This is a genomic window from Shewanella sp. SG44-6 (assembly GCF_014164185.1).
Taxonomy (GTDB): Bacteria; Pseudomonadota; Gammaproteobacteria; order Enterobacterales; family Shewanellaceae; genus Shewanella; species Shewanella vesiculosa.
This window is the reverse complement of record NZ_JACJER010000011.1, coordinates 41865-60135: the sequence shown is the minus strand read 5'-3', so window position 1 is coordinate 60135 and position 18271 is coordinate 41865. Positions and strand designations below refer to the sequence as shown.

General features: G+C 43.3%; 16 protein-coding genes. 1 reads left to right on the top strand and 15 read right to left on the bottom strand.

Annotated elements, in window-relative coordinates:
• Nucleotides 1–60: 60 nt before the first annotated feature.
• From H5185_RS03745 to H5185_RS03685, 14 genes are all read right to left on the bottom strand, one after another.
• The gene (locus H5185_RS03745) at nucleotides 61–471 is read right to left on the bottom strand and encodes a nuclear transport factor 2 family protein (RefSeq protein ID WP_235781991.1); all 411 of its coding nucleotides are present in this window, start codon (nucleotides 469–471) and stop codon (nucleotides 61–63) included.
• Nucleotides 472–538: 67 nt separating this feature from the next.
• Nucleotides 539–1165: a trimeric intracellular cation channel family protein gene (locus tag H5185_RS03740; protein WP_124017075.1), complete on the bottom strand. Its 627-nt coding sequence runs from the start codon at nucleotides 1163–1165 to the stop codon at nucleotides 539–541.
• Complete coding sequence (locus H5185_RS03735; protein ID WP_124017076.1) at nucleotides 1162–1551, bottom strand: DUF2721 domain-containing protein; 390 nt, start codon at nucleotides 1549–1551, stop codon at nucleotides 1162–1164. Before H5185_RS03735 ends, H5185_RS03740 begins: the two co-directional genes overlap by 4 nt.
• Nucleotides 1552–1751: 200 nt before the next feature.
• Nucleotides 1752–2759: a cobalamin biosynthesis protein gene (locus H5185_RS03730; protein ID WP_124017077.1), complete on the bottom strand. Its 1008-nt coding sequence runs from the start codon at nucleotides 2757–2759 to the stop codon at nucleotides 1752–1754.
• Between the two features lie 89 nt (nucleotides 2760–2848).
• Complete coding sequence (locus tag H5185_RS03725; RefSeq protein ID WP_124017078.1) at nucleotides 2849–3541, bottom strand: 5'-methylthioadenosine/adenosylhomocysteine nucleosidase; 693 nt, start codon at nucleotides 3539–3541, stop codon at nucleotides 2849–2851.
• A 519-nt stretch (nucleotides 3542–4060) separates the two neighbouring features.
• Nucleotides 4061–4192: a hypothetical protein gene (locus H5185_RS22855; protein ID WP_259396153.1), complete on the bottom strand. Its 132-nt coding sequence runs from the start codon at nucleotides 4190–4192 to the stop codon at nucleotides 4061–4063.
• Between the two features lie 93 nt (nucleotides 4193–4285).
• Nucleotides 4286–5101, bottom strand: a complete 816-nt coding sequence (locus H5185_RS03720) for a sterol desaturase family protein (protein WP_182741376.1) — start codon at nucleotides 5099–5101, stop codon at nucleotides 4286–4288.
• Entirely contained in the window at nucleotides 5098–5763 is a 666-nt protein-coding gene (locus H5185_RS03715) for a CDP-alcohol phosphatidyltransferase family protein (RefSeq protein ID WP_182741375.1), read from the bottom strand. Before H5185_RS03715 ends, H5185_RS03720 begins: the two co-directional genes overlap by 4 nt.
• 127 nt (nucleotides 5764–5890) lie before the next feature.
• Nucleotides 5891–6559, bottom strand: coding sequence for an ATP-binding cassette domain-containing protein (locus tag H5185_RS03710; RefSeq protein ID WP_259396152.1), 669 nt, complete (start codon nucleotides 6557–6559; stop codon nucleotides 5891–5893).
• 2 nt (nucleotides 6560–6561) lie between these two features.
• The gene (locus tag H5185_RS03705) at nucleotides 6562–8286 is read right to left on the bottom strand and encodes an ABC transporter permease (RefSeq protein WP_182741374.1); all 1725 of its coding nucleotides are present in this window, start codon (nucleotides 8284–8286) and stop codon (nucleotides 6562–6564) included.
• On the bottom strand, nucleotides 8283–9557 hold the full coding sequence (locus tag H5185_RS03700; RefSeq protein WP_182741379.1) for an ABC transporter substrate-binding protein: 1275 nt from the start codon (nucleotides 9555–9557) through the stop codon (nucleotides 8283–8285). The genes H5185_RS03705 and H5185_RS03700 overlap by 4 nt, the downstream gene beginning before the upstream one ends.
• A 4-nt stretch (nucleotides 9558–9561) precedes the next feature.
• Nucleotides 9562–10485, bottom strand: coding sequence for a DUF547 domain-containing protein (locus H5185_RS03695; protein WP_259396150.1), 924 nt, complete (start codon nucleotides 10483–10485; stop codon nucleotides 9562–9564).
• 145 nt (nucleotides 10486–10630) lie between these two features.
• Nucleotides 10631–12784, bottom strand: coding sequence for an FAD-dependent oxidoreductase (locus tag H5185_RS03690; protein WP_182741373.1), 2154 nt, complete (start codon nucleotides 12782–12784; stop codon nucleotides 10631–10633).
• An 11-nt stretch (nucleotides 12785–12795) separates the two neighbouring features.
• Entirely contained in the window at nucleotides 12796–15156 is a 2361-nt protein-coding gene (locus H5185_RS03685; protein WP_182741377.1) for a TonB-dependent siderophore receptor, read from the bottom strand.
• A gap of 244 nt (nucleotides 15157–15400) precedes the next feature.
• Between H5185_RS03685 and H5185_RS03680 the strand changes: the two genes are divergently transcribed.
• Nucleotides 15401–15814 (top strand): hypothetical protein, encoded by a 414-nt coding sequence (locus tag H5185_RS03680; RefSeq protein WP_124017085.1) that lies wholly within the window; start codon nucleotides 15401–15403, stop codon nucleotides 15812–15814.
• 141 nt (nucleotides 15815–15955) lie between these two features.
• Here H5185_RS03680 and H5185_RS03675 read toward each other — a convergent pair whose 3' ends face one another.
• Nucleotides 15956–17806, bottom strand: coding sequence for a cytochrome c/FTR1 family iron permease (locus H5185_RS03675; RefSeq protein WP_124017086.1), 1851 nt, complete (start codon nucleotides 17804–17806; stop codon nucleotides 15956–15958).
• Nucleotides 17807–18271: the final 465 nt, after the last annotated feature.

Sequence of the window (18271 nt, the reverse complement as noted above, 5' to 3'; positions counted from 1 at the left end):
GGCTCAGTAATAAATCAGAGTCAATTGCGCGCCGCGAGCGCTTTAATTGGCTCTGATTTATTACTGAGCCGCAAGTTGGTCAGTCATGGTTTGATAATCCATTAAATCCATTTGCTCCACTAGGCGCTCAGTATTGCTATCAAATTTAAGGGTAGTGACACCGGGTACGGCAAGGTCGATAATCTTTCCGGGTTTACCATACTGATCGCCTGGACCGCGTAAGCGATAACTACCAATGATTACCACCAATGAGCCAGTATTAAACATGTGTTCTACGTTTAAGCGGTATTCTAATACCCCTTCATGGGCTCGTTGTAAAAACGCAATAATGTGCCGACCACCTTTGTAGGTCGTATTGGCTGTCTTATCGTAAAATACTGTTTCGCGTGAATAAAATCGACGTAAGACGGTATAATCGTGATCAGTGAGTGCTTCCATGTATTGCATCGCAAGTTGTTGTTCTCGCGGCATGTCACCAATATTGGCTTTAGTGGGAAAGCTCAATAGCAAACAGCATAATATGAAGATTATTCGCACATTAAATTCTCTTAGTTTTCAAATCAAAAGCCGGTAAAGATAAGTGCCAGCGAATAGCACTCAGACGGATGATTAGCGTACTGAACATAGCGATCAGTAAAGATGTCATGCTATCCATGCCGACAAATATACTTAAGGTATAACAGATGCCTCCAACGATAGAAGCGGTTGCGTACACTTCTGTTCGCAGCACCATTGGAATTTGTCGACATAATAAATCACGAATAATCCCGCCGCCGACGCCGGTGATTAAGCCCATGACTACCGCGACCATACCAGACAATCCCATTAATAAGGCCTTTTCTGCGCCAATAACGGTAAATAATGCCAAACCTAATGCATCGGCTATTGGCAGTGTGCGTGCAGGTAATTTATGGGGTTTACGCACCAACACTAAGCACGCCACTACGGTCGCAAGAATGACAATAATATAATTTGGATCGCGGATCCAAAATACCGGTGTCGCGCCGATTAAGGCATCACGAATACTGCCGCCGCCAATAGCTGTAACAGATGCTAATACAATAACACCAAAAGGATCCATGCGGTGCTTACCAGCAGCTAACGCTCCCGAAAGGGCAAATACAGCGGTACCACATAAATCAAAAAAGTAGATCCATTGACTCATTTACTTAGCTCTTTGAGATGAATTGTGAGGGCATCTACTGAAATACGGATTTCTATTACCGATAAAATCAACGAATACAATAACAGCAGTAAACTCAATCCAAACACCAATGAGCCAACTTGATTAAAGCCAACGTAAATCAAAATCATACATAACACACACAAGGCAAAACTGCTGACACCAGCTTCTTGCATTTTGCGAATAATAATAATTCGCTGGCGTAAATTTTTAATTTGATCGCCTTGTACCGGTTTTTTATCGTTACTGAGTTGACGGATCAATGCCGCTAATGAAAAAAATCGATTGGTGTAGGCCAGCAATAACAATGAAATAGCCGGAAACAGCAATGCTGGTGTGGTTAATGATACATGTAAATGGTTGAACAAAATGGCATTCCTAAACTGGTTTTCATGCAGCTAATAATTAGTTATAGAGGATTTATGTTACAAAGATATAAGCCATTTGTCGGCATAATTGACCTATGTTAACAACGAGTGGTGACATCAGGTTGTAACAGGCCTACATCAAACGCACACGAGTCCATAATCGCTAAATGATAGCCTGTTTAAAACAAGATTTATATGGTTTAAATAAATCTTAATCCGGTCCAAATAAGCGGTAGTAGCAAGGTTAGGCTGATCCAAAAAAGATTGGCTGTGTGCGTGACAGTTATGGCTTGGCTAATGTGGCGATGATCCGGCAAGGGCCCTGATTTTACTTTGGGTAAATCTACCCGAATGGTGTTGCCATTTTCAATAAATTGCTGTGGCCCGCCTAATTCTATTTTTAATAATTTGGCCGCTAATGCGTAACTCGTGTAATGGTTATTGAGCTGATCTTTATTCACTGTTGTCGATATTGGTTGTGAAAAAATAGATTTGATACCCAATTGGCCAAATTGAATGGCGATTGAGCAGTGCCAAAGTAATGTCGGGATGAAAAATATGACTCTATTTAACTGGCCGACAAAACTTGAAAAAATATAAAAATGTGGATGATAAGGCGGCCAGCAATGTTGTAGTTGTCTTAACATACGCACCACTAATGTCATCGTAGCGCCGCCTATGCTGAAAAATAGTATGGTTGCTAAGGTGCCGTAAATGGGAGTAGTAAACAGTTTCTCTATGGTTGTTTTACTTAACCCCACCTCTGATAACGCTTGGGTGTTTTGTCTCACCCAAGGAGCCAGAAGTTGTTTGGCTTGTTGTTTATTGCCGGTTTTTATGGCATCAACCACTTTTTGTGCCACTGGCTTAAAGGCGGAATCACATAAACAGAAATACAAGATGATCAGTTCAAAAAACCAAGGGTATGCAGCAAGGCTGAGTAAAAAGCTCACGATAATCCCGCTAGGCACAATTAAAATGAGTGTCGCTAAAATCCCTGCAATAAGTTGCTGGCTCACCGCTCGCTCTGGATGATTTACTTTGATGGCTATCAAGGTGGCTAAGCGGTTGAACCATAATAATGGCTGTAGATCTCTAGGAATGGGCGCAAATCGAGCCAAAATTAAGGCACAAAATAAAATACAACAGCTTTGCAGTAACCCGCCATCTTGGCTAAGTAATTGAGGATTAAATAATTGATTGACCATAGACACTCAATAGTTAGGCTGTTGTTAACCTTAGGGTTGCTAAGTACAGAGACTATGAGGTTATTGTCTCTGTACTGATTCTAGAAGGTTTATAGCTGTTGTAACAGTGCGATCACCATCATGGCAGAATGCAGGCCTGCTTTAATAATATAAGAGTCAAAATCAACCGGTGAGTCATTGTTGGCATTGTCTGATAGAGACCGGATAACCACAAAAGGTACTGTAAACTGGTGACAAACTTGGGCTATAGCTGCCCCTTCCATTTCACAGGCTGCCATAGTCGGAAAGTTTTCACGCATCACTTTTGTCCGTACCGGGTCGCAAATAAAGCTGTCGCCAGTACAAATTAATCCTTCTATTGCGTTTACTTCACCTAATGATGCTACAGCTTGTTTGGCCGCATTCACTAGGTTGATATCAGGCATAAATGCTGCTGGTTGCTGGGCCATTTGGCCTATTTCGTAACCAAATGCAGTGACATCTACGTCGTGGTGACGTACTTCTGATGAAATCACAATATCGCCGATAGCGAGAGAATCCACAAAACCGCCTGCAGATCCTGTGTTAATCACATGGGTTACGGCAAATTTTTCGATTAATAATGTGGTCGCGATACTGGCTGCCACTTTACCGATCCCCGAGCGAGTGACGACGACATCTTTGCCTGCAATGCTACCGCTAATAAATTCGATTCCGGCAATAGTACTATGCACAGGCTCAATGATGGCTTGAATTAAATGAACAACTTCTGGCTCCATTGCGCCAATAATACCGATTTTCATGAGTGAACCTTAACTGAATAAGCAAATTTGAATGGCTGCTAATATATCACGAGCACGATAAATGTGTGCAAGCTGACAGTGATTTTATTGATCAATGGGTTGGCTATTTGCACCAGGGCCTCGAGTTAAAACTATTTTATTATGAGTGATTTAATTCATGGTTATTAGAGGTAACAGCTTTTTTACACCTTAATTAATTACGCCACAATAACGTCAATTTAAGACAGCCTGTCTCAGGATTGCCGATTAAAGCGTCATAGCTACTATTTAGAGGCAAAATCCTGCAACATGATATGACTTACTATGCAAACCGCGCCAAGGCGTTAAAGCCTTTAATGCCAGTAAAAAATCCCAGCAGATAAGATTGAAAAGATTAAAGCGTTACTTGGATTTTCAGCATCGAGCGTTAATACTAAACCCAGCAAGACACGTTTATTGCATGCTGTTATGTTGACTGGGATCTAGTTTCGAGCAACAAGCGACTCACACCAAACCTCCTTTATAGATTGGTATAAATGTTTACGCTTTTATTAAACTGTCCTGATGCTCAAACTTCAGTCCTTTCTTACTGGCATGTGCAAAAAATTGTTCAGGCGTCATGGGTTTTGAAAAATAAAACCCTTGAAATTCTTTGCAGCCCATATCCGCCATATGTTGCGACCTAGATGTGTATTTACCCTAAAGGATAGGGGCAGTTATTTAATGGCGCTAATTATGCGAATGTTCTCGCTTTAGTTTTACGCATCACTTCTTTTTCTGGGTAAACGGCATCCATAACAAGCCTGTTAACCATGCATTTTGTTTCGCGTTTGGGTATTCGATTAATCCTATGTCGATATCCTCGTCTGCTTTACTGGCATTAGCAGAATAGCTACCAAATAACCGATCCCACCACACAATACTAAAACCAAAGTTAGTGTTACTTTCGGCCATCACTTGGCTGTGATGTATGCGGTGCAGTATTTGGGTTACCACCACATATCGGGCAATATGTTCGATTTTATTAGGTAAGCGAATGTTAGCGTGGTTAAAAATGGCAAATCCATTAAGCAAGATCTCAAACAGTATCACCGCCTCAGCAGGTATACCTAATATGATAATCGCTAGCGCTTTAATCCCAAGACTGGCGATGATTTCTAAGGGGTGAAAGCGCAAAGCCGTACTGCTGTCGACATGGCGATCTGCGTGGTGCACTTTATGTAAACGCCACAATAACGGTATGCGATGAAATAACCTATGTTGCCAGTAAATAAGCATGTCCAGTAACAACAGACTGCTTATAATATTGACCCAATGGGGCAGATTAACCCAGTGCAATATGCCCCATTGTTGTTGTGTGGTGTACAAGGCAAACCCAGCTAAACCCAGTGGTAATAGTAATCTTGCTACCACAGAAGCAATTATTAATAAGCCAAAATTGCCAAACCAACGAGTGACTATAGAGGCTGTTTGTGGTGTTTTGGTTAGTTTCCTTGCGGGGAATAGGCATTCTAGACTCATCATCAATGCCAGAATCGTTAAAAACACACCTAAGCGTATCGCTACCATCTCATCTATCATGTTGTTGGCTCCTTAACGGCTGATTTCTGAGTCTTTGCTCCTTTGACAAGCTGATTTTTAAGTGTGTAGTAGCCGCCATGAATGCGAGTAAAAATGGTAATGGCCCCTAAAAAGGCAAAACTATAGGCAAGTTGTGGAAAATAAGTTGGCCATAAACAAAATGCCACAAAGAAGGCGATGGTTTCGGTGCCTTCGGTTAAGCCATTTAAAAAATAAAAGCTCTTATTGGCAAATTGTGGTCGAGGCAAATTCAGCTTTTCAGCCGGTATGGCAAAGGCTAAAAAGCTTGAGCCTGTGCCGATGAATACGCTTAACAACACCGCTGCGGCTAAGGCGTTTTCATTAGGGTTGGCCAAGGCGAACCCTAGCGGAATGGCGGCATAAAATAAAAAATCGAGGCAAATATCCAAATAGCCACCCGCGGCACTGGTGTGTTTTTGGTGGCGAGCAAGCGCGCCATCAAGGCCATCGATAATTCGATTAAGTGCGATAAAGAACAAGGCGCCATACCAAAATTGTAATGCCAACAAGGGGACGGCCAACATGCCTAAACCGAAACCTACTAAGGTGAGCTGATCAGGGTGGACATTTTTTTTATCGAGTAACAGCACCGCAGGCGCTAACAGTGGCTTTATTACTGGGGTGATAAATCTATCTAGCATGATGTCATTCCAATTAATCTATTGATTATCGTTCAATTCTTTAACGTCGCGATTTTGTTACGTCACGGCTTATCTATATCTATAACTGTTCTACCCATATCAGTACTGCTGATTACAGTATCATTTCTCAAAGTGAAATGACTTCGCCTTGGGCTGCGTCGGCATCAGTTTGATCGTGAGTCACCATAATGGCGGGTAGCTGGTGCTGGCGTATTTGATCAAAAACGAGTTGCCTGATTTCTTGGCGTAATTGACTGTCGAGCTTACTAAAGGGTTCGTCTAATAAAATGGCTTTAGGTTGGCTAAGCAATACCCGCAGCAATGCTACTCTAGCTTGCTGGCCGCCAGATAAACTTTGTGGATTACGCTGCTCTAATCCGCCCAGACCGACTTGGGTTAATGCCTCACTAATTGCGGTTTGTCGCTGTGCTTTAGGGCTCGGCGGCATGGCAAAGCCGATGTTTCCTGCCACAGATAAATGCGGAAACAATAATGGGTCTTGATAGAGCAAACCAATATGGCGTAAATGACTGGCTGTCGTAGTGATATTTTGGCCGTTTAAATGCAATTGTCCTTCAGCACTAAAACCCGCTGGTAACATGCCAGTTAACCAGTTTAATAACGTCGATTTTCCGCTACCAGATGGTCCCATAATCGTCAGTATTTCACCGCCACGAATGGTTGAACTTAATGATAATAAGTCTTGTTGCTGACGACGCAAGATCAGCCCATCAATGGTGAGAACTGATGCTGTATTTGTACTTGAGCTTTTGGCTGTACTGGCGAATGTTTGCATTATTATCCTTGTTGGTGGCGCTTGATTAACATTTTGGTAATCATTTTTGGCAATAACCAAGCTAATAAAAAACCTAAAGCGGGGAGGATCATTTGCATTAAGGCATATACGGCACTGATCCTGCGGCTTCCTCCATTGGCGAGTGCAACCGCTTCGGTGGTAATGGTGTTAATTCGCCCGCCACCGGTGAGCAAAGTGGGTAAGTATTGACTAAAGCTAATGGCTAAACCAAGCGCGCAAGCAATGAATATTGGCCCAATTAACATGGGCAGTTTAATCCTAAAAAAGATTTTCGCTTTGGTCGCACCAAGACTGGCGGCAACAATACTAAAGCGTGGGTCTAAACGTCGATAGCTGCTAGCCAGTGATAAAAACACATAAGGTAATACAAACAACAAATGGGCCAGTACCACATTGATAAAGGTATGCTGACTGTTGACTTGCTCAAGTAACCACACCAGACCAAATAAAAACGCGATGCTTGGAATAAGCAAAGGCAGATAAATTAATACACTTCCCAGTAGCGATAGCGATTTTCCGCTGTGCTGCTCCGCTTCTAAGGTGAGTAAGGTTAAGCTTATGGCTAGGGCAGTGGCGCAAAGGGCAATCAGCACCGTGTCGATAAGCGGCGTGTGCATTTGTTGTAATGCTGTTTGCCAATGCAGCATGACAACTTGTTGCGGCAAGGCATCAGGGAAATGCCAGAAACCAGCAAAAGACCATAGTAGCATTCCCACTAATGCCAAACCTATGATGGCCATCATTAAGGCGGTGATCACATGGGTTATCTTTTGGATGATGGCGCCGCCGTAATCGCGCCGGCCATTGGTTAACATCGAGTTAGCGAATTGACACACTAAGCCTTCTAGTAGCCACCAGCAGGCTAATACGAATAAGGTGAGTTGAATTTGTAATATTGCCCCTGCTGATGCTTTAATTCTTAGGCTTAAATCCACATCATGAAACCACTGCATAATCGCTACAGCCAATGTCGGTGGGTTGTTAGGGCCTAAAATTAAGGGAATTTCGACGCTAGCACTGGCGTAGGCCATTACTGCCAATATTGGTAAGCGTAAGTGAGGATAGAGACTTGGCAACACCACTTTAAAAAATGCGGTTATTGGGCAATAACCTAAGCTCAATGCCACTTTATGTTGCGCCCGTAGTGTTTGCCCAAGGTCGGGTTGTGCTAATACGCCCAGCGCCATCAGTAATAAAAAAGGCAGCTCTTTTAATGTTAGGCCAAGAATAATACTCAGCCCCATCGCATCGTGTGGGTATAACCAATCGGGAGGTGCATTCCAACCACTTAACCAAGGTGAGACTAAGCGCGATATCATGCCCGACGGGGTGATAAGAAATCCAATAGCAATGGCCGCCGCGGCATGAGGGATAACAAGGATTGGCCCTAAAAGCCGTTGAATATAACCCAGCCAAGGACTGGTAAAGTAACTTGCTAGGATAAGTATCGTGATTAAAAAGGCTAATAAGGTGCTGACAAAGCTGGTGCCGATGCTCAATAACGCCATGTGACCAATACCCGGTGTTTGCCATAATTGGCTAAAACCATTCAAGCTCAATGAGGTTTGATCTAATGCTGGGATCCAACCAAATGCAGGCAACATTACGCCAATTAAGCCACCCATTACCGGAATAACTAACAATGCCATCATGATGTATGGACTGATGCGTACAATAGGATTAAACAACCTGGCTACCGTGCTCATTGCATCACTCCATAGCGTTCTAACCATAGCTTTGCAATCACTTTACTCCAGCTTGGATCGGGCTCGCTTAACGCTGGGCTGATTGCTTGGTTAGCGATAGTTGCACTGGGATGTGACTGAGCGGATGGATTAAACCAGGCTTGTTGCTCGGCAGTCAGCTTAGATGTTGCCAACACGCTGATGTCGCCCCATACACTGGGTTGTTGTTTTTTTGCTTGTGCTCGTGGGCTAAGTAAAAAATTGACGAGCAGTTTAGCGCTATTAGCGTGAGCAGCATTATAGGGAATGGCGATAAAGTGGATATTACTCAAGCTGCCATCTTGCATACGATAGCTGCGGCTACTGTCGGGTAATTCAAAACGCGCCACTGCCGCCGGAATTTCAGCGGCTGAAAAGGTAAATGCTAGGGCAAGTTCGCCATCGCCGATTAAACGACGTAATTCCATGCCGCTGGACATAAAGTGGCGGCCTTTGCGCCATAAATACGGGTGTAACTCATCTAAATATTGCCACAACACCGGCAATAACAGAGCTTGGCTTTGTGCCGTGGCAGGTTGATAAAGTCGATTTTTGATTGCCTCAGGTTGAGCGTTATTCAGTACAATCAGGGCATACTTTAAAAAGCTGGTGGCCAAAAAGTCTGGTGGCTTAGGGTAGGTGAACCTGCCTGGATGTTGTTTGACCCATTCGCTTAATTGTTGCAAGGTTTGCGGTGGTGATTGTGTCGCTAGGCTGTCGTAATAAAAAGTCAGCGCAGCTTTACCCCATGGCGCTTCCATGCCTTGTGTTGGTACGCCAAAGTCGCGAGTCATTGCTGGGTTGTTGTCTGGGTCAGTTAAGCTAAAGTTGGGTAATTGTGCGACCCAGTTTGGCGCAAGGAGTTGATGCTTGGCCATGGCGGCAAAGTTTTCACCGTTAATCCACACTAAATCGACTTGGCCTTGAGTGTTATTACCTGCTGACTTTTCTGCTAATACTCGACTGACCGCTTCGCTGGTGTCGGTGAGTTTTACATGGTGTAAATTGATCTGATACTGCTGCTTAACTTGCTTGGCAACCCACTGAATATAACGATTGATTTGTGGATCGCCTCCCCAAGCATGAAAGTATACGTCTTGGTTTATTCCACGAGCTTCAATATCTGACCATGTTGCTGAACCAGTAGTTTTGGCATCAGCTTCACCAGTCCAAAGACAGGCGCATACACTGATAATTAACGCCGTTATGGCAATGATATGCACTTTAGGTTTAGGTGTTTTGCTGAATAACATCCACTTAGCGAACCGCATTTAATGACCAGTCATAATCTAAAAAATCGATATTCAATTGCTGTTTTTCTGCCGCGGTTTGAAGTGCCGGACTGAGTTTTAGCCCACTAGGATACAGTAATAAAAATGCATCAACAGAATCAGCTCCATTAAAGCCTTTGGTAAAATCGTCGCCATACCATTTAAAAATTGCAGACAAATAGACTGTGTCGCCTTTGGCGTAGTTGCGGCTGCTATCGGCAAGGAAACGTTGGGTTTGCGCATCGAGTTGCATGTCGAGTTTAGCGCCAGTGTAAGCTTCTTCGCGTAGTGCAGGGCAACCAATGCTGGCACAATTTACCGCAAAATGAATTCTAGGATCATTGTAACGATCGCTGCCGCGGATCAGTTTATGCTCAATATCATCGAGACTGCGGGTTTTACCCAGTAATGGGATAAAACTCTTGTCCCATGGTGAGCTGAAAAATCCACCTAAGTCTTTGATTGAGTCGATATCAGGGTACTTGGTTAAGATTAGTTCAACTGTCCAGGCGTTGTAAGCATTGATGAGCATCGCCAGTTGTGCCGGCTTATCCCAAGCATCAAATTGAGTTTGAGTAATTTGACCGAGTTGTTTGAGATACAGGGTCAATATCGCTCGGTCTTGCTGCATGGCGGCGTAGTCTACCGCGCTACTGTGACCTTGGTTTATCGGCTTAACATGACGGCTGAGTAATGTATTCCAGTTATCGTGTAGCGCCATGATCTGGTTATCTAGTGTATTGTTATCAGTAGCTTGGTTGTTGAGCGCCTGACTAATAGCCGGACTCTTTATAGCAGAAATAACGTCAGACTGATCCACTGCCGCAATAGCCGCATGACTAGCAAGCAAACTCAGCAATAAACCGACAGTCAGCATAAACGATTGAGCATATCGCGTTAATCTTTTCATTATCTGAGACCTATTCTTGTTATATAGAGTCACTTTATAACAGCCATTATCGAGAGTTATGTTCTAAGAATCATCATCAGAACGATTAGTTAAGGCCTATAACCTAAGGCCCATTTTCATAAACCCAAGTGCTCACTCAGTAGGGTTAGCCACGACGCCAAGTGTGGTATTTTTCTAACCAGCGCAGCACAGTTGCTGGAGCATGGTTACGCTTCCATTCACCAGCGGCGTACTTGTTGCCTTCGGCCCATGTTGGGTAGCTGTGAATTGTGCCTAAAATCTTATTCAGTCCCAAGCCGTGTTTCATTGCCAACACAAATTCTGCAATTAAATCGCCAGCGTGTTCTGATACTACGGTCACGCCTAAGATTTTATCTTTACCTTTAGGGGTAATCACTTTAATAAACCCTTGGGTGGCACTGTCGGTAATGGCACGATCAAGTTCAGCAAAATCAAAGCGAGTTACTTCGTAATCAATGCCTTGCTGCTGGGCTTCGTATTCATTTATACCCACTCGAGCCACTTCTGGATCGATAAAGGTGGTCCACGGGATCACGCGATAATCGACTTTGAATTTTTTCAAATGACCAAACAGTCCATTGACTGCCGCATACCAGCCTTGATGCGCTGCCACGTGAGTAAATTGATACGGGCCAACAATATCGCCTGCCGCATAGATATTTGGGTATAAGGTTTCTAAGTATTCATTGGTGACGATAGTGCGCTTTGTCTCAATGCCTAGCTCTTCCAAACCGTAACCGCTTAAGCGGGCACTGCGACCGACGGCACATAATAGCTGGTCGTACTCTAACGCTAATTCTTGCTGTTGATGCTCAACGATAAGGTACTTTTTACCATCGCGTAGTTCACAGCGCAGTGCTTGATGAGAGGTTAAAATATTCACACCACTTTTTTGTAAGGCTTGGGTGGCAAACTCTGACACTTCACGATCTTCTTTGATCATGATGCGCTCAGCCATTTCAACTTGAGTGACTTTCGATCCTAAACGGGCAAAGCTTTGCGCCAGTTCAGAACCAATAGGGCCGCCACCTAATACCACCAATTTTTGCGGCGCAGTGTCGAGTTTGGCAAATTCGTCCCACAAGGTATCACTGGTGACATAGCCGACTTCTTCTATGCCTGGTAACGGTGGCACAAACGGGCTAGCACCTGTTGCGATGACAATACTGCGCGCGGTTAAGCGGCTAGTGTTACCGTCAGGGTGGCTAATTTCTACTGTCCATGGGTCGACTAATTTTCCGTAGCCTTTGACGACGTCGACACCTAAATTGGTGTAACGCTCAATGCTGTCGTGGGGAGCAATATCGGCCACCACTTGATGCACGCGCGCCATGACTTTTTTAAAAGAAAACTCAGGTGTCGTGTCTTCTAGGCCGTAATGATGGGCGTTTCTTATTTGCTGAGCAATTTTAGCGCTTTTAATAATCGCTTTACTGGGCACACAGCCATAGTTTAAGCAGTCGCCGCCCATTTCTCCGGCTTCAATTAAGGTTACTTTGGCTTTTACTGCGGCAGCAATATAGCTAGTGACTAGGCCTCCGGCACCTGCACCAATTACAATTAAGTTGCGATCAAACTTAGCGGGTTTAGTCCATTGACTGTATACGCGGCGTTTTTTAATGGTATTGACTATCGCTTTAGCAATAAGAGGGAATAAGCCTAATAGTGCAAATGATATAATCAGATTAAACGATAAAATGTTCGTTAAGCTGTCAATTTGCGCCAGCTGAGTACCGGCATTAACGTATACAAAGGTGCCCAAAAACATACCAATCTGGCTAACCCAGTAAAAGGTCCACGATTTAAATGAAGTGACGCCCATCAATAAATTAATCATGAAAAATGGGAATATGGGCACTAAGCGTAAGGTGAATAAATAAAAGCCCCCCTCTGTTTCAATGCCTTTATCAATCGCCGCTAAACGTTCAGGGAAGCGCTTTTTGATTGAGTCGCGCAATAAGTAGCGTGAGACTAAAAAGGCCAATAATGCGCCAATACTTGAAGCAAACGAAGCAATAATCAACCCTTCAACAATACCAAATAGTGCTCCAGAGGCAATGGTGAGAATGGCTGCGCCGGGAAGAGACAATGCTGTCACCGTTACATACAGTATAAAGAATCCGCCAATAACTAATAATGGCGATTGCTCGCGCCATTGGTGGAAATCATTCATCGAGGCTTTTAAGCCTTCTAAGGTCAGTAAATGATGCAAGTCGAAGTAGAAAAACAGTACTACTAATAATGTAGCAATGAGTAATAGGATAATTTTTTTAATCATAAACAGTCGCCTTAAAATGAATGTTGCAAGGTAAGCGTGGCGTTAACAGGTAGCTCAGGGAAAACCAAGGTTGAGCCAAAATAACCGCCTTCAAATACAGGGCGCCAGTTGTTTTGATTGGTCACATTATTCACGTCCAGCCTTAAGCTTGTTTGCGGTGTAAAGTCATAGCGAGTGTTGATATTAAGCGTGTATTGATCGCGGATGTACACAGTCGCTAAAAAATCTAATGGGTAACTCTTGGTATATAGACCGGAGAAACCTGCTTGCCATTTTTCTGTAATGGCAATACCACCATTAATTGTCAATGTCTGCTCAGGCAAACCTTGAACTCGACGATTTGATGGTGCAAATGAGGCAAAGTTTGGCGCTCCAATTCCAGTGCCTTGGATGATATCCGGGCGCGAGTTGTCAAAGCTGTCGGCCACTTGCACTGTGTCTTGGCTACTTGCTGAGTCATCATAGCGAGCGTCTAAATAGCTGTAACCTGCGCTAAACCAATATGGATCGGCATCAAAAAAGGCTTGTGCCTCAAATCCCTTGGTGCGAATGCCGGTATTGCTGCCATCTCGATTACGCAGGCTGCGTTTTTGATCAAACACAGCGGCATCGACATACCAAGCGCTGTCTGTTGGTGAGTATTTTATACCGACTTCATTAAGGGTATTTTCAGTGGCAAAGTTTTGACGACTAATTTGGTTGTTTGCACCTAAGGTATTACCACCACCCATGCTGTTTGAGGTTGATTCATTATAGCTAGCGCTGGCATAGGTAGTGATAGCATCGGTGAGTTTATAGCTGAGACTAATTTGTCCAGACTCTAGCATTTCATGAATAGAATCGCTGGCCGCAATTTGACCTTGTGGCGCAATAGGATCGCGTGCCTGGACATCATAAAAATCAGCTCGATAACCTATGCTGGTCGAAAACTTATCGGTCCATTGACTGTTGTGTTGGATCGCCAAGCCGGTTTGCCAACTGCTGGAGTCTGTGGTGTCAGACAATGAAAAGTTGCCACTGCCATCGCCGTTGGTATCGTATTGGGCCCCGGGTGACACAAACACACCTGGGCGCAGCTCAACTAGCCTTGCTTGCTGCTCAGCAGTCAGTGGAATACGGCGGTTTTCAATTGGACCCGTCAAGTCGATAGGTAAGTCAGCTTCGGTGGTAAATTGGCTGTAACCTAACACTTTGTTGTAGCGAAGATCCACCGCGGTAATGGTACTTTGGCTGTCATTCCATTGATAGGCTAATTCAAGGCGGTTTTGGGCTGTGTCAGCACCATCAATGATTTCAACAAAACTGTTTTGAGCGATTTCTTCACGTTCTAAATGCTGATAATAAGTAATGTTTTTAAGGGTTGCATTATCACTAAGTTGGCGCACATAGGTGCTGTGCAGCAAAAAGGTTTGTGCGTCGTTAGTGTTATAGGGATCGGTTAATACTTGGCTGCGATCTATCTCAACTAAGCCGGTTGGCGATACGATGGCATTGGCTCCAGCAATAGTACTGCCATTAGGTTGAACACCTTGACCAGTAATATATAAACCGTTGTCGATTAATGCTTGAGTAGGGCGATTAATCCCCGCGTTGTCGGTAAATTCAACATCATAGTATTCGACGTTAATATCCCAAGTACTGACATCGTCGGGCAGTAATCGAAATGCCACAAAAATACTGTCACTTTTAAAGCCTGAGTAATCGTAATAGCTGCCGTTATCTATGTGTTCAGCGCTTAAACGTATGCCACTTTGGTTGGCGACTATGTCTGTGGCGACATCTAATTGAGCGCGATAATGGTCCCAACTGCCGCCCGATGCCGTGATCTTGCCAAATTTACTGTCAGTTGGCGCAGTTTTCGAATGTAAATTAACAAAACCACCGTTACGTTGACTGGTACCGAGTAGCACTGGTGGTGCACCTTTGACTACATCAATTTGCTCTACTGCATTAAATGATATGGGAATCCCAAAGCCGTTATTACCGGCCTGGCGACGAACACCATCTTGGTACAGTTCACCTAATTGACCACGAATGGTTGGCAAACTCGATGCACCGAAGCCGCTGGCTGAATAACTGTTAGGGCTGACTTTTTGAATGTCTGATAAATCAGTGATATTAAGCTGTTCAATCATTTCACTGGTGATAGGCGTGACCGAGCGGGCGATATCTTTTAATGCTATGCCATCCCCAAAGGGGCCGTTGATCTTAGTGTTTTTAGGTGACATGCCTTTATCGTTAATCGCTTTACCTGATACTTGAATCACTTCGATAGTGGAAGTGTCTTCAGCTGCAGTTGTCAAAGATGAATACAAGGCTAGGCTAACCGCTAGCCCGATAAGTGAACGATTTTGATGGCGATGAGTAGGCATAATATTTTCTGCTGTGATGAACATGGTTAAAGAGACCTTCTAATTAACTTTTTTGTTTCAACCATGTTATGCCTATTTTTATAGGCTTAGGTCTAAATGGCATAGATGACAGTGCAACATAGTTGCGCGTTACTCGGTCAATTAGTGGCAAATGCGATTTTTGCTTAAAAAGTCAGTTTAGCCTATTAAAAGCTCATTAGTTTTAGATAGATACCACTTTATTATTATTTTTTAAGGAATGATGATGCAAACAACACTTAGCGGCGATGTTCAACGCAAATTGCAATGGTCATTACTGGCTTTACGTTTAGGCGTATTTTTGGTGATGCTAGTGTGGACATTGGATAAGTTTGTTAATCCTGGCCATAGCATGAAGATATTTGAAAAGTTTTATGGCATTAGCGGCATGAATGAAGTTGCCGCCTATATTATGGGCGCACTGCAATTAACCTTAGTGTTTGCGTTTGTATTGGGGTTTAAAAAGCGTATTACTTACGGGATTATCTTTCTCATGCACGGCGCTTCAACCTTGTCGGCATTTAATCAATATTTTGATGCGTTTAATAACTTATTGTTTTTTGCTGCATGGCCAATGTGGGCCGCGTGTTTTGCGCTGTACATGTTAAGAGATGAAGATACTAAGTTTACTGTGCAATAAATGACTCACCGCTTTTAGGAACAAAAAGGCCGGCTAAATATATTTAGCCGGCCTTTTTATTGGCTGCTCAATGTTAAACTCGAATACAAAACACCAAACTTGAGGGTTAAGCACTCAAGGTCATGCTGTCAATTTTGGGTATTATTTGGCGTAACGATTACGAATAACCAAAAAGCTAAATAACACCACAATTACCATTTGCGTACTTAAGCCTTGCCATGTCGACGCTATACCTAACCAGCTAATCGATACATCTAAAGGGAAGGGCGTAAGGCTAATTACCGCAGCTTCTTGTAATGCTGAAATACCTTTGCCTGCCAAGATAAACGCTAGCACCAGCATGAAGTATGAACTCACCGCAAAGAAGCGGGCTAATGGCAATTTAACTGAGTAGCGCATCATTAACCAAGCAATCACAGCTAAAATAGCCATACCGGCTAGCAAGCCGTAAACTAGGTAACTGACTTGTTCATTACTGCTATCAGAGCCTATGGCTTGAGTCAGTAATGACTGATAGAACAAAATGGTTTCAAAGACTTCACGATAGACCGAAATAAACGCAAGCCCTGTGAGACCCCACAAGGTACCAGTGTTTAAATGACGATCAACATTATTTTTAATGTAACTTTGCCATTTGGAACCCTGGGTTTTACTGTGCATCCAATAACCGACATAGAACAACACCAGAGCAGCCATTAATGCGGCGCCGCCTTCCATTAACTCCCTCGATGCGCCGCTAATGCTAATCAGATTATCTGCCGCCCACCAGGTTAATACTCCCGCAGCGAGTGCCGATATCCAACCAAAATGAACAAATTTAATCGCATCATGGCGCTCGGTTTTAATTAACACTGTCATTAAGGCAATGATCACCAACAGTGCTTCTAAACCTTCGCGCAACAGAATAATTAATGCCGCCGAAAACATGGCATTATTTGATAACGATTGGCCTGTTAATACAGTGTCAGCTTGATTAAGCTGAGTCATTATACTGGCAAACTCTTGATTAATCTGTGTGGTTTGGCCTGGTACTTTCAGTAAGTTTCTAAAGTTAAGCAGTTGGCTCTCGATCGATTTTCGTAAACTACTGTCATGAGCATCTAAGGTATTTTCAATTAACTCAAATCCATCTAAGTATGCACTTACCGCCAAGGTTTGTGCTTGCGCTAACTCATTGGCGTGATAAGCCTCTACTGCAGCTTGCAAGTTTGTGCGTGCAGTTGAAATCGGCGACTCGGCGTGTTGAAACAGTAATTCAGGTTGTGAGCGTAATAACTCAAGTTGGCTACGATCAATGCCGACATCTTGCTGAAGTAATTGTATTGGATTGTTATTGACCCATTGTTGTAATTCAACATTAGTATCATGTTTGCTATGTTCAGTTGCCGTGGCCGTTGGCTCAAATGCTAAGCTGCCAACATAGAAAGCCAGTGACCAACGTTGTTGATCATTTAACTCACTAAAAGCCCGCATCGCGCTGCCATCTAAACCATCAGAAATTGCGTCATACAGTCCCAGTAACGAACGATTTAACGCACGTTCTTGATCGGTGAAATTGGTTGGTTCAGGTGCTAATGATTTGGCTAATGGCCCATTGCCTTGGCCTAAATCACCGTGACAGCTTGAGCAATTTTCGATAAACAATTGCTGAACATGATCTTTGGTTAATAGCTGTGATGGCAGTATTAAGGCCGGAGACTGGCTTAATAACTGTTGGCGGATTTGTTGGCTAAATCCTTGAATAACAGCCAGTGGCGCTTTGTCTTCAATGGCTTGTTGTAATTGCAATGCATCTGTCATTACTGAATTTTGCATATCATTCGCGAGCAGGTTGGTTTTTTCAATAATAATGCTGGCAAATTGCTGCATTTCAGCAAATTCATCAGGATTAGTAATATTACCTGCTGTAACCGCTTCTGAGTAGTCCACCCCAATATATTCAGCTAACTGGAGAATTTGTCGTGTTTGTTTGACAATATCGTCAGATGTCATTGCCGGGCTCTGCGCCCATAGCGTCGTTGAAAAAATCGCACTAATAGCAAGCAATAGGCATCGATTGAAGAAGGATGAGTTGAGCCATTGCCGTCTTAACGTCAAGCTGTTTAAGAAAGTATTCAAGGTATTGCCCCAATAGGAATAAAAGAATTATTCTCTAAAATAAACCAAGTAAATGATAATGATTTGTATTCTACTTATTTGTTAGTAGCTTATCAATCACTGTGAAAGCTTGTTGGTGAGGCTGGTGAGTATTAATCCAGTTTATTTGCGCAAGTATGATCTGATTTCAGGGGGAGGAAATGATTCTGCAATAAATTATTTATTATTATAGTCACTAAAACATTGAGTTATGATTAGTTGCTGTGCAGTATTAATTATTACTGTTTGGTATAAGTCACATTCATTTAAGATAATAAACGGTGTGGCAATCGTCCTTTATCTTGCCGTCTGCGTTATCTG

Excerpts from the sequence above, each read along its gene's own strand:
- H5185_RS03745 (WP_235781991.1), bottom strand. The coding sequence starts at position 471 with ATGCCGCGAGAACAACAACTTGCGATGCAATACATGGAAGCACTCACT.
- H5185_RS03740 (WP_124017075.1), bottom strand. The coding sequence starts at position 1,165 with ATGAGTCAATGGATCTACTTTTTTGATTTATGTGGTACCGCTGTATTT.
- H5185_RS03730 (WP_124017077.1), bottom strand. The coding sequence starts at position 2,759 with ATGGTCAATCAATTATTTAATCCTCAATTACTTAGCCAAGATGGCGGG.
- H5185_RS03725 (WP_124017078.1), bottom strand. The coding sequence starts at position 3,541 with ATGAAAATCGGTATTATTGGCGCAATGGAGCCAGAAGTTGTTCATTTA.
- H5185_RS22855 (WP_259396153.1), bottom strand. The coding sequence starts at position 4,192 with ATGGCGGATATGGGCTGCAAAGAATTTCAAGGGTTTTATTTTTCAAAA.
- H5185_RS03720 (WP_182741376.1), bottom strand. The coding sequence starts at position 5,101 with ATGATAGATGAGATGGTAGCGATACGCTTAGGTGTGTTTTTAACGATT.
- H5185_RS03715 (WP_182741375.1), bottom strand. The coding sequence starts at position 5,763 with ATGCTAGATAGATTTATCACCCCAGTAATAAAGCCACTGTTAGCGCCT.
- H5185_RS03710 (WP_259396152.1), bottom strand. The coding sequence starts at position 6,559 with ATGCAAACATTCGCCAGTACAGCCAAAAGCTCAAGTACAAATACAGCA.
- H5185_RS03705 (WP_182741374.1), bottom strand. The coding sequence starts at position 8,286 with ATGAGCACGGTAGCCAGGTTGTTTAATCCTATTGTACGCATCAGTCCA.
- H5185_RS03700 (WP_182741379.1), bottom strand. The coding sequence starts at position 9,557 with ATGTTATTCAGCAAAACACCTAAACCTAAAGTGCATATCATTGCCATA.
- H5185_RS03695 (WP_259396150.1), bottom strand. The coding sequence starts at position 10,485 with ATGAAAAGATTAACGCGATATGCTCAATCGTTTATGCTGACTGTCGGT.
- H5185_RS03690 (WP_182741373.1), bottom strand. The coding sequence starts at position 12,784 with ATGATTAAAAAAATTATCCTATTACTCATTGCTACATTATTAGTAGTA.
- H5185_RS03685 (WP_182741377.1), bottom strand. The coding sequence starts at position 15,156 with ATGCCTACTCATCGCCATCAAAATCGTTCACTTATCGGGCTAGCGGTT.
- H5185_RS03680 (WP_124017085.1), top strand. The coding sequence starts at position 15,401 with ATGCAAACAACACTTAGCGGCGATGTTCAACGCAAATTGCAATGGTCA.
- H5185_RS03675 (WP_124017086.1), bottom strand. The coding sequence starts at position 17,806 with ATGACATCTGACGATATTGTCAAACAAACACGACAAATTCTCCAGTTA.